Here is a 15,305-nt window from a genome sequence, read left to right as displayed (position 1 = left end):
GTGCTGCACCCGATGCAGAGGCATGCGCCAGCATCGAGGCCATGTTGGCCTTCCTCAAGCGCGAGCAGCGGCGCCTGGAAGGCGAGATCGCCTCCATGATCGACGACGATCCGCTGTGGGCCAAGCTGGGGTCGGCCTTTCGTTCGCTCAAGGGTGTGGCTGGCCGCACCGTTGCCCGCCTGATGGCCGAACTGCCCGAGATCGGCCTCATCTCCAACAAAGCCATCGCCAAGCTGGCGGGCCTCGCCCCCATCGCCAACGACAGCGGCAGGCGCGCCGGCAACAGGCATGTGCGCGGCGGACGTGCTGGGCCGCGCGGCATCCTCTTCGTCGTCGCCGCCATCGTGGCCAAGTTCGATCCCCACCTCAAAGCGTTCGCTCAACGGTTGCAGCAGGCGGGAAAGCCCAAAATGCTCATCCGCATCGCACTCGCCAGAAAACTTCTCGTCATCCTCAATGCAAAAGCACGCGACGCGAGAACTGAGTTCGCAAATGCAACTTGACACCCCAGATAGTCGCTCTCCCCCGATCGACGGGGTAGAGGAAAAGCGCCAGGCTTTTTGCCGTCAACGCTCGTCCAGCAACGCTCCCTTCCTTTCCCTCCGGAGGGGGGAAAGGTGGCGCTGCGAAGCAGCGACGGATTGGCGGAACCACGTGGCAATCAACCCTCGCGCCGATCAGTCGCCGCTTGGGGGACTGGCACTGACCGCTCCAGTTCCCCACCACAGTTTGGGCGCTCGTGGCTGGCGCCCATTGCCGGAGCCGGCGCCTCTCCCTCGAGCCGGCTCCGGCCTTTTCAGACATCACATCCGGCAAGCGTCGTTCTCGCGCGCCCCACCGTGGGCGCGGTACTTGCCCGAGCCCAAAATTGGAGGCTGACCCATGATACCGACCGAACTCGCCGCGAAGCTCACCGGCCTCGCCATGAAATACCACATCAGGGACGTGACCCTGCTTGTCGGCCGCCTGCTTATGTCCTTCATCTTCCTGCATGAGGGGGTGACACTGGCCACCCATTTCGACGGTGCCGCCAAGGCGATGGCCGCGCAAGGCGTCGGCCTGCCGCTGTTTGTCGCCACCATCGCGTTGCAATTGGGGGCAGGGCTCTCGGTGGCGACGGGCGTGCTGACGCGGCTGGGCGCCATCGGCCTCGGCCTGTTCTGCCTGGCGACCGCCACGCTGTTCCACACCAACTTCGCCAGCCAGACCGAGCTCTTGAACTTCGAAAAGGATCTGGCGATAGCAGGCGGCATGTTCGTGCTGGCCGTCGCCGGCGCCGGGCGGATCTCGCTGGATTGGCTGCTGGCCCGCTATCTGCAAAAGCGCCAGCGCGACAAGGAAATGGTGGCGGCGCTGCTGGCCGTGGAGAACGACTTCATGGTGGATGTACGGCTGCCGGTTTGAAGGGGCGAGGCCTGCCGCTTTGCGCATCGGCAGGTCGCTCGAGTTGCCGACCCTTGCCATATGCTCGCTTGCTGGAACCAGTCTTGATGCTCCGCATTCTATTGGCTGGGGCTCAAGGAGTGTGTGATGAAAGCGGTTTTGGCACTGGTCGGCGGCTTCGTGCTGACCCTTGCGGTCTTCGCCAGCGGGCTGGCTTTCGCTGCCTGGTTGATTGTCGCCAAGCCCGTGCATCAGGCGAAGCCCGCCGACAGTGTGTCGCAGCTGTGGACCAAGGACGCACAGCCCGTCGACAAGGCCGCGCAAGGCCTGGAGCGCGTGGCCGCCGCGCAGCCGGCGGCACCCGACGCCGCCGCCAGGGTGCAGGCGCCCGACCCGACCAATACGGGCGCGGTGGCGCCGGACGAGGGTGAGCAGCAGGCCAGGCTGCCGGCTGCCCATGTCAGCTGGTGCGCCGACCGCTACCGCTCCTACAATCCCGACGACAACAGCTACAGGTCCTATAGCGGACAGCAGCGGCCCTGCGTGTCGCCCTATCTCGACACCACCGCCGCCGACCAGGCCGCGCAGCAGCCCGCCGAGGTCAGCTATGTCGAAAGCGGCGCCGCGCCCCTGGTTGCCACAGCAGACCTTTCGGACGATCACGTCCAATCCTGCTTCAGCCGCTACCGCTCCTACCGCCCCGAAGACAACAGCTACCAGCCCTATTCCGGCGGGCCGAGGCGCCAGTGCGAATAGGGGGCGGGCTCCTTCAAATCGCGCGCGATCCCTGGCCGTTCGATCACGCAAATTTTTTGGATCGTTCGCACGGGCGCCGCGTTCTTCCCCGATACCAAGGAGGAACGACCATGGGTGACGAACGGCATGAGAAGATCCAGAAGCGCGCCTACCAGATCTGGGAGCGCGAAGGCGGTGGCGATCCAGAGCATCACTGGCACCGGGCCGAGGCCGAGATCGACCGTGAGGCGGCCCTGCCGCTGACGGCGGACGACGCGCTGCCGCGCGAGATCGCCAGCACCGACGTGCTGGAGGTCGAGGAACTGGCGATGCGCACCGGCATTTCGGGCGACGAAGCGCAGGCGCTGCTTGACCGCTTGGGCACCGACCGCGCGGCGCTGGAGCAGGCCGCTCGCAGCCTCAAGGCCAGGAAGCGCGCCAAATCCTGATCAGGCCCCGATCCTGTAAACGAGGGAGAGCGAGATGATCCGCAAACTCAAGGACGGCAAATACCGGCTCTATTCGCGCAAGAAGGATGAGAAGACCGGGAAAAGGCGGAATCTCGGCACCTTCGAGACGCGCGAAGCGGCGGAGAAGCATGAGCGCGAGGTACAGTATTTCAAGCGGCATTGAGCGTGGCTCTGACGGTCGCGATGGCGATAAGCTTGCGAGTCTTGGCCCAACGGCTGCGGTCACGTAGCGCTTTCGAACGTGTTGCCGGTGTCGATGCGGCAAGCGGGGTTCCTTTCAAGCGCCCCCGCTGACGACGCCTTCCCGCACCCGGGGGCCTGTGACATCCGGTTCGCAGAAGACCGCCGGAAGCGACAATGTTTCCCGTTTGCGCCGATTCGGCTAAGCTGCGACGGACGCAAAAACCGATCTGGAGAAAGGCCGCCCGGGGGATTCGATATGCGGACCAGGTGCGCAATCCTGATGGGGCTTCTATTGATCGCTCCCGCGGCCGCGGAGGACGCGCAGTGCCCGAAAGGTATTCAATTGGAGGCGGACATTAAGGCCGCGCCCGATTGCCTGGCCGCTCACAAATTGCACCAGGCCTGCGCCTGGGGATCGAGCGGCGACGAATTCTTGTCGGAAGACGTGATCGACAAATGCGAGGCTGGATTTCTCGATCAGCTGACCCGCAAGCAAAAGCGCCTGTATGAAAAGCGCATCGGGGCATGCGGCGAACGCTATCCCGTCACCGAGGAGGGCGGGTCTATCCAGATATACCTGTCATGGATGTGTGACGAGGATCTCGCGGCGACCTATTTCAAAGCCGCAAAGGGTGGGAAAATTGCGGGAACGCCACGCTGGCGGGTGCCCAACCCATCTCAGTGAACCGATTGTCCGGTTCGGGAAGCTGGACCATCCGAAATCTAGAGCAATTCCAGGAAAAAGCGCGTAGCGCTTTCCCTTAGGAATTGCGTCAAAATGATCTCAGCATCGGCTTTTTCCTGCCCTGCCCACCGATCAAGTGTTTTGTGAACAGCATCGCACTTTGCTAATATTGCCGTCACTGTGCTCGGTGAGGAAATCGCAGCATGTCGGAGAAGAGTCCGGTCGCGTTGCCGGCGGCGTCGGTGGCAACAGGTTTTCTGGACGGCAACGGCAACAATGCGTCCGAAGCCCGGCATGAGCGCCGGATCCTGACCGCGCTCTGCTACGACCTGGTCGGATCGACCGACCTTCTTGGCATCCTGGACATTGAAGAGTTCGAGGAACTGATATCAGCCTTCCAGCGGGCAGCGAGACAGGCGGTCGCGTCGTGCTCGGGTGCCGTCCAGGTCGAGGTCGGCGATGGCGGCGTTGCTTTGTTTCCTGCCGAAATAGACGCCAAGGATGCGGCATCGCTGGCGATCCGGGCCGGGCTCGAAATCATCGACGCCTGCAGGCGCGTCGGTTCGAACCAAGGCCGCGCCGATTTGCATGTCCGGGTCGGAATCGCGACATCGATGACCCTGATCCACAAGGGTGACGCCGACACCGGTCGTGACAATGTCACCGGCCCTGCCTTCGCGATGGCCACGCGGCTCCAGGCCATCGCGCAGCCGGATACGGTGGTGGTCTCGGACGCGACGCGCAACCTGGCGCGACGGTCGCATGTGTTCAGCTTTAGGGGCACCCATGCGATCAAGGGGTTTGCCGAGCCGGAGCTGGTCTGGCTCGCGCTGAGTCACAAGCGCGAGGTCGACCGCTTCTTCGCCTTCGGGCGGCTGAGCAGTCCGCTCGTCGATCGCGAGGCCGAACTCGCCACGATCGCTGAAGCATGGGACAGCGCCGTTGCAGGAAACGGCGGCGTGGTGGTGATCGAGGGCGAGGCCGGGATCGGCAAGTCGCGCATTCTTCACGAAGTGCGCCGGCGCACGCGTCACCAGCGCGCGAAACTGCTGCTCTTCCAGTGCACGCCCGGCGGCTTGCGCTCGGCGCTGCATCCGCTGCTACAGAACGTACGCGGTGATCTCGCCGGCAATGAAGGACAGCTGAGCGCTGCCGCTGTGGCGGAAGCATTCCGCGATCATGACGTCCGCGATCCCGAAATCATCGACATCTTCTCGTTCCTGCTCGGCGCTGCGGGAGCCGATCCGATGCTCAAGGAAATCGACGCCGAGGCGATGCGCGCGAAAGCCAATTGGGCGGTTCGCCACTCGCTCGAAGCCCTGTGCGCCGGCGGACCGATCGTCCTGGTGGTCGAGGACATTCATTGGATCGACCTGACGTCGAGACAATTGTTGGCTGAGCTTGCACAGTCGGCCCGTCACTTCCGGGCGCTTGTCATCGCGACCACGCGCCCTGAATCCGGGAGCTGGCTGGCAGCATCGAATCCAAGGCATATCTCGCTAAAGCCGCTCAACCGCGAGCAAACGCGGATGGCGATCGCGGCCATGTGGCCGCAAGGCAAGCCGTCAACTTCCCCGGAATTGCTCGACGTGGTGGAACGCGTGACCGGAGGCGTCCCGCTGTTCATCGAAGAAATCTGCCAGTGGATGGCCGAGAACGCGGCCTCGGCAACGGATCGGCTGGCGCAGACCGCGACGCGCAGTCATGCCTCGGTGTTTGAAAGCGTGATAGAGGCCAGGCTCGAAATGCTGGGGCCGGCACACGAAGTCGCGCGCGCCGCGGCTGTCGCGGGCAATCGTTTCAATCAGGAATTGCTGCGCGCGCTATTGCCGGAGCTCGACGACGAAATCATCGCAAACGCGCTGGATTCACTGAGCGAGGCCGGGTTCCTGATCCGCGTGCGGCCTTCCGTCGTTCCGGTCTATGGCGTGCGCCATGCGCTTATCCAGGAGACGATCTACAACGCAACGCTGCGCAAGAGACGGCAGGCCTTGCATCGCCGCCTGTTTGCCGCGGTGAGCCGCAACCGAAACCTGGCCGGGTGGCTGGGCACCGCCGAGGTCGCCGAGCACGCCGAGCGCGCAGGCCTTCTGGAGGACGCGATCGCTCAGTTCGTGATCGCAGGCACGGAAAGCTCGTCCCGCTCGGCAATGGCGGAAGCGAGGCAGATACTCGAGCATGCATTGGCGCTCTCCGAGCGCGTTGCGGCAGCCGACACGCGAGACGCGCTGCGGCTGTCGGCCATGATCGTGCTCGGTCCCATCCTGACCGCTGTCGAAGGTCCGAACTCGGCGCCCGCCCGCAAATTGTACGAGGACGGCGTGGTGATAGCCCGGCGGCGGCCGGTGGCCGAGCGGGCCAAGTGGTTCCCGATCTACTGGGGCTGGTGGTTCACGGATACCGTCATGGACGGCGAGCGCGCTGAAGTCGTGCTCAGCGATCTCAGGGATGTCGAGGATGCCGAAGTGCAACTCCAGGCCAGGCATTGCGTGTGGGCAATCGACTTCAATCTTGGCCGCCACGACCGCTGCATAGCGGCCGTCGACGCCGGACTGTCGCTTTATGAGCACGGCCAGGGCAAAGCCAATGCTGCGTTGTTCGGCGGGCATGACGCGAGGGTCTGCGGGCTCGCCCACCGCGCCTTGTCGCTTTGGTTCGTCGGAAAGCCGGCAAGCGCGATCCATTCGATGTCGGAAGCTAGGAGCTGGGCGCAGCAAACCGGACATGCCGGCAGCATCGCGCATGCCTATCTCAACGAGGCGATGCTGCATTGCTATCGCCGCGATTTTTCGATGCTGCGAAGCGTGATAGCGGATCTGCGCCACCTGACGGAGCGCCATTATATGCCCGCCCTCGCCGCCGCAGCGCAAATCTTCGAAGGCTGGTGCGACGGCAACGCCGGCCAGGTCGAGAGCGGCAGGGAAAAAATGCGGCAAGGCCTTGGCCTCCATGGCGAGTTCCAGACGCCTGAGGACGAACCGGTCTATTGCGGCATGCTGGCAGAGCTTTTGACACGAACTGCCGAGGTCGATGAGGCGCTCGCGCTGCTGGGCTCGGCTGTGGCGCAGGCCGAGGCCGGCGGCAGCCGCTTCTGGCTGGCAGAGCTCTACAGGCGAAGGGCGGAGCTACTTCTTCTCCAGGGCGATGCAGAGGCGGACGTAATCGCTGCCCTCGAAAAGAGCATCGCCATAGCCGCGGAGCAAAGTGCCGTGCCTTTCCTCGTCAGTACATACGAGACCCTTCAATCATCAGGCCTGTCACCGGAACTGTCGTCGCGCTATCGCGATCGGGTCGAACGTGCGAAATCCGCTCTCGAGCCGGGCGCCGCGCTGATCGTCAATCCCGAATCGGCCGTTCGGCACTAGCCGGCCCTGCAAGAGCATCCGCGATGCTGGAGCGATATAAACGCCTTGGTCCGCCGCCCGACGAGGCGCTGGCGAGGCTGATGAAGATGCGCGAAGGCCTGGGCATCACGCGGATCGCCGACATTACCGGGCTCGACCAGCTCGGCATCCCGGTCGTGCAAGTGACAAGACCTTTCTCGCTCTCCAACGCAGTCGCGCAAGGCAAGGGCGCCACCCTGGCGCAAGCCGCGATATCGGCCATGCTGGAATCGGCCGAGAGCTTCTTTGCAGAGCAGGTGGCGAATTTCGAACCAGTCGTCGGCTGCGCCGATCAATTGGGCATCCCGCCAGATCGTTTCGAAAGGCATCTCCAGGGTGGCACCGCGCCCGGATGGCGCGGTAGGGAGACGGCGTGGGTAGCCGCAGACAATCTTCTTACAGGCAGCCGCGACCTGGTCCCGTTCGAGCTCGTGCACACCGCCTATGTGTTGCCGTCACTGCCCCATGACGGCATTTTCGCGGCATCGACGAGCGGTTTGGCCGCAGGCTTCGAGGAGCCGGATGCCATCGTTCATGGCATGCTTGAATGCATCGAACGCGACGCGATCGCCACGGCATATCGGACCCACGGGTTTTTCCACCGTCAACGCATCGATCCCGAGACGATCGATGATCCGTCGCTCCGCGATCTCCTGGAAACTTTGGCGGCCAAGAACGTGCTGGTCGGCCTTTGGCAAGCTTTGTCGCCGTTGGGCATACCGGTGGTGTGGTGCCATCTGCTGGAAGACGAACCGACGGAAACGGTCCTTTTGGATCATCCGGCTGATGGCTCGGCCGCCGGTTTCAGTCCCGCTGGCGCGGCGGTGCACGCCATCTACGAAGCGGCCCAGGCCCGTCTGGCGGCGATCTCGGGCGCGCGCGACGACCTGACGCGCGCGTCCTATCCGAAATACCCCGATCGGCAGATGATCGCAGCGCACCGCCGGCTCCTCCGCGATGGCCCGCGCAGCGTGGATTTCCGCGCGCTCGCCGAGCAGAAGTTCAACACGGCGTCGGACGGGCTGTCGGTCCTCTTGGCAATTCTCGAAGAGAGAGGGTTCGATGCGGTTCACCTAATCCGGGTGGGAACGAAACCGCTCGACGCCCTGTCGGTTGTCAGGATTGTGATCCCTGACTTGCAGCCGCTCTTGCAGGGGTAGAGATCATGCGCCCGAAACTCGTCTTCACCGGCCCTACCATGTCCCATTCCGACGCGTTGAAGGTCGTCGATGCGGTATGCCTTCCCCCGGCCGTGCAAGGCTCGATCGTTTCGGCCGTGCAGCATTTCGACCCGAGTGCGATCCTTCTCATAGACGGTGGTTTTCAGGCCGAGCCGGCGGTTCGGCACAAGGAAATCCTGTGGGCCCTCAGCCGCGGCATTCGTGTCGTCGGCGCGGCCAGCATGGGTGCCCTTCGAGCAGCCGAGCTGTTCCCCCATATGCAAGGCGTCGGGCTTATCTACCGATGGTATCGCCGCTTCGCCTTTGCACCCGACGACGCAGTAGCGGTGTTGCATGGACCGGCCGAGGTGAATTTCGCTCAATTGACGCATGCGCTGATTGACCTGCGCCGAACCCTTCGCGCTGCTTCCCGGCGCGGCGTGATTTCACCCGAACAGCAGGCGAGGCTCGAGGGTGCGGCACAGGCCGTCAACTTTCGCGAGCGCACCCTGGCACGGATGGTCCGGGATGCGCACGACGGCAAGGACGACGTCGAGAAATTGTGCAGGGAGCTTGGCGCGGCTTTCGTCCAGCAAAAAAAGCAAGATGCCCTGCGGGCACTCGAACTTTTGCGGGAGCAAGCATTTGAAAAAGCACACCCCATGCCGGAATTACAGCTAACCTCGGCCTTCTCCAAGGATATGGATGATGCGGGGCTGGCGCTATAGGCCCTGACCTCTTGGCGGCCGACGATTTACGTAGCGTAAGCGCCGTGATAGCGTGGTAGCGTCAGAGGGGGCCAAGCAATTGGACGCGGTCGATCGTGTCGTTGCGCAAGATCCATTGCTGGGAACGCGGTTCCTGGTCTACCCGCAGGTCCCTCACCTTTCGGGTTACGAAACACCCGAAACAGTATGGATTTCTACTCCACCCGATCTGATCCGCTCCGGCCCGGAAGATCACCGCATCTACGTTCGCGATCCGCTCCTCGACAAGGAGCCTTACGACTACCCTTATCTGCCACCGTTTGTCGGCGAAATCTTTCCGCCTGCAGAGGCTGGTTTTGATGGCCATTTCGATCAGCTTTCCCTGACCTCGCGGCAGTTCCTTTCTGCGCACGCTTTCGCCTCGGTCGGCCGCGTGCTGGACATCTGGGAAAGCTACCTCGGCAAACCGATTGTCTGGTATTTCGCCGAAACGTACGAGCGGCTCGAAATCATCCCCTTCGTCGACTGGGAGAATGCACAATCGGGCTATGGTTATCTGGAACTCGGCCGAGAGCGCGGCATCGACGGACGCAACTATCCCTATGCGCTCAACTTCGATGTGATCGCACATGAGGTCGGCCACGCAATCTTGTTTTCGCTGTTCGGAACACCAGCCGGCGGCCTGTCTCAAGGCGATTTCGGACCGTTCCACGAAGCCAGCTCGGATCTGGTCTCGCTCTTGTCCTTCCTGAATTTCGACAGCGGCATGGACCGGCTGCTGCGGCACTGCGATGGCAACCTGCTTGTTCTCAATGAATTGAACCGGATTGCCGAACTGACTGGCGATCGGCAGATCCGCCTCGCCAGCAACGCACGCCGCATGTCGGAGGTGACGGCGGAAATCCATGACAGGTCACGGCCGTTCACGGGGGCTGTGTTCGACACGATCGTCGACGTCTACCACGCGGCACTGGTGCACGAGGGGTTGGCCGACGAGCGGCTGCTGGGGATCGATATCAAGGATGTCGACCAGTCCGACATGCAGCGCATCTCGGATTTCACGTCCCGCGCCTTCCGCGCTCGGCCCTTCATGTTCAAGAGCATGCTGATCAGAGCAAGGGACGAAGTGGCCCTCGCACTTGCTCAGGCATGGCCGCGCCTCGATGCAGATGACCTGACCTTCGAGAATGCCGCTGCCACGCTGGTCGATGTCAGCGACCGGGTGGCGCCCGCGCTTGCGGAAAAGTTTGAAGAAAACTTCAGATGGCGAGAGATTCTATGAACTGATCGATTGCAACAAAAAGGAGCGAGGAAAATGAGCGACGACTATCACCGACCGACACTGACGTTTCCATCAGGCGCTTACAACGCAACACAGGTCAGGCTTTACGGTATCGCCCCGGGCGGCGGAGATCTTGTTTACCCCAACCATCCAAAAAACCTTGAGAGCGCAGACTTCGCAATATCAGTTCGATCACAATCGGATGACGTAAGTAAAAATGACAAATTTCTGCAGCAATTGAGTGATTCAAAAGTTACAAATGAACAATTTCTTAACCTGATTGCAAGTCGAAGAATCAGCGGATTTCCCGATGAGTTTGGTTACGCGACTCAGATTTCCTTAGCCGTGCGAAATATCGGATTCATCGTGATTTCTACTGTGGTGTCATTCGATGAAGCATATAAGAGCGGAAAGGTACTGTCATCTGGAATTATTGTCGGGTATTCATATGAGGGACATTGCTTTGATCTTCCAAAACCGAAGATCATGCTTATTCCAGTTCTCCCTCAAATGATACCTCTCGACGATTGCGGATATGATAAGAAATTTAATAAACAAGATGAGCATGGCCCAGAGAAATATATGCTCTGGATTGTCGATAAGCTTGACGAATGCGTGGAATTCGAAATGAACCAGGGGTTTATCGAGCAGATCGTCCTCGAGGCGAACCTTCCAGGCAAGCGTTCACCGACGATGTACGCATCCAAGATGACGATGGGACACCGTGGCGGAAAGCTGAACGACTAGTCTCTCATGTTCCCTGTCAAGGTTGAAGGCAAGAAGGCTCGCCTGCTTGGCAGGTTTGCCATGCAGTCGGATCGGCTGAAGCTGGACAGGGCTGGGGGTGGAGCTCAGAGACGACGGTTGATCAGACTCTCATCCGCGGGTTGGGTCGTCTCGGGGCTGTCGTCGGTCTAGAGGGCGGGCGTCGGGCGCATCGGCTCGGCCCACATAACTGGCGACGGGAGTTCCCCACCGTGGCCCTACCTCCCAGATCGTCGAAGAAATCGACGGCGGTGATTTTTGATGTTTTCACGGTGTACCCAGGCCAAGTTCCCGCGGGAAAGTAGCGGTATCCGAGCGCAACGCAATGCTTGTCGTTGTCACCGCCGGCCGAAATCATTGAATCCTGTCGATACGAACGCGAGAGGATTCATCACATCGATATCCGAGAGGCCCTCGGCATCCTTGCCGTGTCCGGCAAACGGCATTTTAGCCGTCGCGCCAGTCAACGAGTGTGTCCGCTTTCCGAATGCTACCGCCCGAGACCGGACAGGAAGGAAGCGGCGCCTATTAAGACGTTCACTGTGTCTCCGGGTAGGCCGCAACTGGCGTTTAGCCGGCCTTTCAATTTCTCGAAGACTGCCAAGTTGCCCCCTCATTAACCATTCGTTAACCATTCCCTCGCTAGCGTTTACCTCTCAGTAAGGATTCGCCAGCCGTGACCTTTGCCGCTCCCCTCGAGGCCAAATCCATTCGCTTTCGTGCCCGCTCTTTCGTCGCTTTCACATTGACCCCGGAAGCGCCCATGGCGGAGTGGCTGCAGGGGCTGGATCACTGGATCGGCAATTCGCCGGGCTATTTTGCCGGGCGGCCGGTGCTGCTCGATTTGAATGTGCTGAAGCCGCAGCCAAGCGAGATCGCGGCACTGGTGGCGGAGCTTGGTACGCGCGGCATCCGCATCTATGCCATCGAGCTTGAGGGGGCTGTGCTCGGCCCCGAACTGCCGCCTTTGCTGGTCGGCGCCAAGGAGGCGACGACGGATGGGCTGTTGCCCGGCCGCAAGGGTGGGCAAGAGGGTTCCGGCACGTCGGAGGGCAAGGCTGCCGAGGGCAGGGCACCGGAGCGCGGCCTGGATGCGCGGGCGGATGCCGGCATCGCTGCGAAGGGCAAGGCTGGCGCAAGCAAGACCGGGGAAAGCGAGCCGCAGGTTTCGCACTACGATTCGGGCACGCTGATGATCAAGGCGCCGATCCGCTCCGGCCAGGCGATCATGCATGCGCACGGCGATGTCATCGTGCTGGGCTCGGTCGCGTCCGGTTCGGAGATCGTCGCCGCCGGTTCGATCCATGTCTACGGCACGCTGCGCGGGCGGGCTTCGGCGGGCGCGCTGGGCAACACCAGCGCGCGCATCTTCTGCCGCCGCAACGAGGCCGAACTGCTGTCGGTCGACGGCTGGTACATCACCGCCGAGGAGATGGAAGGGGTGTCGCGGGGAAAACCGGTGCAGGCCTTCCTCGACGGCGACGGCCTGCGCGTCGAAACACTGAGCTGAAGCGACTGACTGAATTGAAGGCCGTCAGGGCGGCCGGGACAACAAAACGAACAACAACGGAGGCTTTTCAATGGGCAAGGTAGTGGTGGTCACTTCGGGCAAGGGGGGCGTCGGCAAGACCACCTCGACGGCTGCGCTTGGAGCGGCCGTGGCCAAGACCGGCAAGAAGGTGGCGCTCGTCGATTTCGACGTCGGCCTCAGGAATCTCGACCTGATCATGGGCGCCGAGCGGCGCGTCGTGTTCGACCTCGTCAACGTCATCCAGGGCACGGCAAAGCTGTCGCAGGCGCTGATCCGCGACAAGCGGGTCGACACGCTGTTCCTGCTGCCGGCCTCGCAGACGCGCGACAAGGACGCGCTGACCGAAGAGGGCGTCGGTGAAGTCATCGACAAGCTGCGCTCGGTGTTCGACTACGTGTTCTGCGACAGCCCGGCCGGCATCGAGCGCGGCGCGCAGCTCGCCATGCGCTTTGCCGACGAGGCGGTCATCGTCACCAATCCGGAAGTGTCGTCGGTGCGCGATTCCGATCGCATCATCGGCCTGCTCGACGCCCGCACCATGCGCGCCGAACAGGGCGAGCAGATCGCCAAGCACGTGCTGGTCACCCGCTATGACGCGGGGCGGGCCGCGCGGGGCGAAATGCTGTCCATCGACGATGTGCTGGAAATCCTGTCGGTGCCGCTGCTCGGCATCATTCCGGAAAGCCAGGACGTGCTGCGCGCCTCCAATCTCGGTTCGCCGGTGACGCTGTCGGAGCCGCTCAATTCGGCCGCCAAGGCCTACATCGAAGCCGCAAGGCGGCTTGAGGGCGAGGCATTGCCGGTCATCGTGCCCTTCGAGCGCAAGGGCTTCCTCGATCGTCTTTTGGGAAGGAGGGCGGCATGAACCTGCTCGACATCTTCAAGCGGCGCTCCAGCGCGCCGGTGGCACGCGAGCGGCTGCAAGTGCTGCTCGCCTATGAGCGCCGCAACCGCAGCCAGCCCGACCTCGTCTCCATCCTGCGCGAGGAGATCATGGCGGTGATCGCCAAGCATGTGCAGATCGACCAGGATTACCTGCAGGTGTCGATGGAACGGGGCGAGACCATGTCGACGCTGGAGATCGATATCCAGATCCCCAACAAGAGCGCCGTGCCGCTGGCCATGGCGGGGTGATCTTTTACCCTCCCCCTCGTGGGGAGGGTCGATCCGCAAAGCGGATCGGGGCGGGGGCTGCGCGACGCTGGCCCGTTACCCCCGAATTCATTTGAGGCCGAGCCCGCTCCGTCTCGGGCTTTGCCCAAGCCATATTGCCGGGGCGAGCCACGGGTCTCGCCCGCCTCCGGCCCCCCACATCCCTGGGGGATGGCCCCAGGCTTTCCCACGCTCTCGGCATGGTTGCCTGCGGCATTCCAACGCCCGAATCTCCCCAAAATGTCTCCCGCCAAGGGGGGGCTTCCCCTGCGTAGCCCTCGGATGTAAGGTCATATTAGCAATTCGTTAAGTACAGGGTAGAGAGCTGCGAAAGGGAGTTCGGACATGAACTTCAAGGGCTTGATCAAGCGTGCTGAAGTCGTAGACAATGCATTGCAGGAGCTGCAGGTCGATCTGGCGGACGCGCTGGCGTCGGAATTAGACCCGCAGGACAAGGCGCCAAAGAGCGGCGATGTCCCGGACATGGCGGCAGGATCTGATGGCTCGCCGCCCGAGGCGGAAGCGGCAAATTCAGACAGTGCGAACAATACGGACAGCCTAGAGGCCGGGCGTCGACAGACATCCCATACCCAGACCCGCCTGGCTGCGTTGAGTGCCTTCGAAGGTCTCTTCCACGACGCCAGGGACTATATGGACGAGATCACCGGAAAGCTGTCGGAGATCGCGACCTCGCACCATTTGACGCGCGAATATCTCCACATCCTGCACAGCGACATTCTTCGCGCCAATGAGCTGGAGCTGGCAAATGCCGACCTGGCCGCGGAACAAAGAACACTGTCGGAAAAGCTGCACGACGCGGTGAGAAAGCTGCGCGAGCGCGAAGGCGCTTTCGAAGTGCAGCAACAGCGCGAGACAAGCCTGGTTCAGGACCGGGATGCACTGCATGCAGCGCTTGCTGCGGTAAGGCTGGAACTCGTGGAGACAGCCAATGCGAGCGCAAAACGCGACGCGCAGTTCGGCGAAATCGCCAAGCAGCTGACCGCCAGGACGATGCAGGCCAACAGGCGCCTGCGCGAGAGCAAGATGCTGCGGGAAAAGCATGTCAGCCTGTCGCTCGATCTCGACAAGGCGCTGAAGCGGGAATCCCAGGCGCGCCATCGGCTCGACGAGCTCTCGACGATCCATGCCAGCGAGGCGGCACGGCTTGCGAACCTGCAGGCCGCGCTCGGCAAGAGCGAGATAGAGGAGATGCGGCTGCAAAAGTCACTTGAGGCCGCACAGGCGAAGCTGTCGGAAACAACCGAAGCGTCCCGCATGATGGAAGGTGACAGGGAGGCCGAGCTGGCTCGCGGCGAGGCGGAAATGCGCGGGTTGCGTTCGGAGATCGAGGACCTGCAATTGCGACTGGAGCAGGCGTCGAACGAGACCAGCGAGGCCGTCGGCGAAATCGCCAGGCTGAAGACTGAATTGAACGACACCTTGGCCGAAAAGAAAATCGCCGATGAAAGATTGTCCGCTCTCACCCGTGAGAACGAAAACGACAAGATGAACCTTTCGAAATTGAATGCCAATCTCTCACAACTTACGCTGCAACAGGCATCGGAACAGATACAGTTCGATGTCCAGACGCAGGAGTGCGACGACCTCAAAGCCGAGATCGCGTCACTCAATGCCCGGATCAAGGAATTGCTGCCCTACGAGCGGCTCCACAAGGCCACCAACGGCAGACCGCGCGAGGCCAGCGTGGTCGAAATTGCCGGCGTGGTGGCGGAAAAGGCACGTGCGGCGGGCAGGCGGCGTATCCCCAGGAACCTCCGCGCGGCGCCGTAGCGGACTTCACCCTTCAAGGGTTCCTGCGACGTCGCTTCGCTCCCGCTCTCCGTCTCGACTTCGCCGAGGCCCCTTGCC

At 62.3% G+C, this 15,305-nt stretch carries 15 protein-coding genes; all 15 read left to right on the top strand.

Annotation, left to right across the window (positions count from 1 at the left end):
* Window positions 1-503 (top strand): transposase (locus tag AC1D05_RS21565; RefSeq protein WP_477443786.1); only part of this gene is annotated, 503 nt, incomplete at its 5' end.
* Between the two features lie 379 nt (window positions 504-882).
* Window positions 883-1,404, top strand: a complete 522-nt coding sequence (locus tag AC1D05_RS21560; RefSeq protein ID WP_477443785.1) for a DoxX family protein — start codon at window positions 883-885, stop codon at window positions 1,402-1,404.
* Window positions 1,405-1,530: 126 nt separating this feature from the next.
* The gene (locus AC1D05_RS21555; protein ID WP_477443784.1) at window positions 1,531-2,139 is read left to right on the top strand and encodes a BA14K family protein; all 609 of its coding nucleotides are present in this window, start codon (window positions 1,531-1,533) and stop codon (window positions 2,137-2,139) included.
* 110 nt (window positions 2,140-2,249) lie between these two features.
* Window positions 2,250-2,567 (top strand): DUF2934 domain-containing protein, encoded by a 318-nt coding sequence (locus AC1D05_RS21550; protein ID WP_140892427.1) that lies wholly within the window; start codon window positions 2,250-2,252, stop codon window positions 2,565-2,567.
* 34 nt (window positions 2,568-2,601) lie between these two features.
* The gene (locus AC1D05_RS21545; RefSeq protein ID WP_013894378.1) at window positions 2,602-2,751 is read left to right on the top strand and encodes a hypothetical protein; all 150 of its coding nucleotides are present in this window, start codon (window positions 2,602-2,604) and stop codon (window positions 2,749-2,751) included.
* A gap of 300 nt (window positions 2,752-3,051) precedes the next feature.
* On the top strand, window positions 3,052-3,456 hold the full coding sequence (locus tag AC1D05_RS21540) for a hypothetical protein (protein ID WP_477443783.1): 405 nt from the start codon (window positions 3,052-3,054) through the stop codon (window positions 3,454-3,456).
* Window positions 3,457-3,659: 203 nt separating this feature from the next.
* Window positions 3,660-6,821, top strand: coding sequence for an AAA family ATPase (locus AC1D05_RS21535; RefSeq protein ID WP_477443782.1), 3,162 nt, complete (start codon window positions 3,660-3,662; stop codon window positions 6,819-6,821).
* A 23-nt stretch (window positions 6,822-6,844) separates the two neighbouring features.
* Entirely contained in the window at window positions 6,845-7,999 is a 1,155-nt protein-coding gene (locus AC1D05_RS21530; RefSeq protein WP_477443781.1) for a YcaO-like family protein, read from the top strand.
* 5 nt (window positions 8,000-8,004) lie between these two features.
* A complete protein-coding gene (locus AC1D05_RS21525) occupies window positions 8,005-8,727 on the top strand; it encodes a TfuA-like protein (protein WP_477443780.1) in 723 nt (240 codons plus the stop codon).
* 79 nt (window positions 8,728-8,806) lie between these two features.
* Window positions 8,807-9,988, top strand: a complete 1,182-nt coding sequence (locus tag AC1D05_RS21520; RefSeq protein ID WP_477443779.1) for a gluzincin family metallopeptidase — start codon at window positions 8,807-8,809, stop codon at window positions 9,986-9,988.
* Between the two features lie 33 nt (window positions 9,989-10,021).
* The gene (locus tag AC1D05_RS21515) at window positions 10,022-10,735 is read left to right on the top strand and encodes a hypothetical protein (RefSeq protein WP_477443778.1); all 714 of its coding nucleotides are present in this window, start codon (window positions 10,022-10,024) and stop codon (window positions 10,733-10,735) included.
* 694 nt (window positions 10,736-11,429) lie between these two features.
* Window positions 11,430-12,263 (top strand): septum site-determining protein MinC, encoded by an 834-nt coding sequence (minC, locus tag AC1D05_RS21510; protein ID WP_477443777.1) that lies wholly within the window; start codon window positions 11,430-11,432, stop codon window positions 12,261-12,263.
* 70 nt (window positions 12,264-12,333) lie between these two features.
* Window positions 12,334-13,149: a septum site-determining protein MinD gene (gene minD / locus AC1D05_RS21505; RefSeq protein WP_477443776.1), complete on the top strand. Its 816-nt coding sequence runs from the start codon at window positions 12,334-12,336 to the stop codon at window positions 13,147-13,149.
* A complete protein-coding gene (minE, locus tag AC1D05_RS21500; protein WP_477443775.1) occupies window positions 13,146-13,418 on the top strand; it encodes a cell division topological specificity factor MinE in 273 nt (90 codons plus the stop codon). The genes minD and minE overlap by 4 nt, the downstream gene beginning before the upstream one ends.
* Before the next feature lie 363 nt (window positions 13,419-13,781).
* Window positions 13,782-15,227: a coiled-coil domain-containing protein gene (locus AC1D05_RS21495; RefSeq protein ID WP_477443773.1), complete on the top strand. Its 1,446-nt coding sequence runs from the start codon at window positions 13,782-13,784 to the stop codon at window positions 15,225-15,227.
* Window positions 15,228-15,305 lie beyond the last annotated feature (78 nt).

The sequence above is a fragment of the Mesorhizobium sp. P2_E9 genome, from assembly GCF_056403815.1.
Note: the sequence above shows the minus strand (reverse complement) of the source record. Positions and strands in the feature narration are given on the sequence as shown.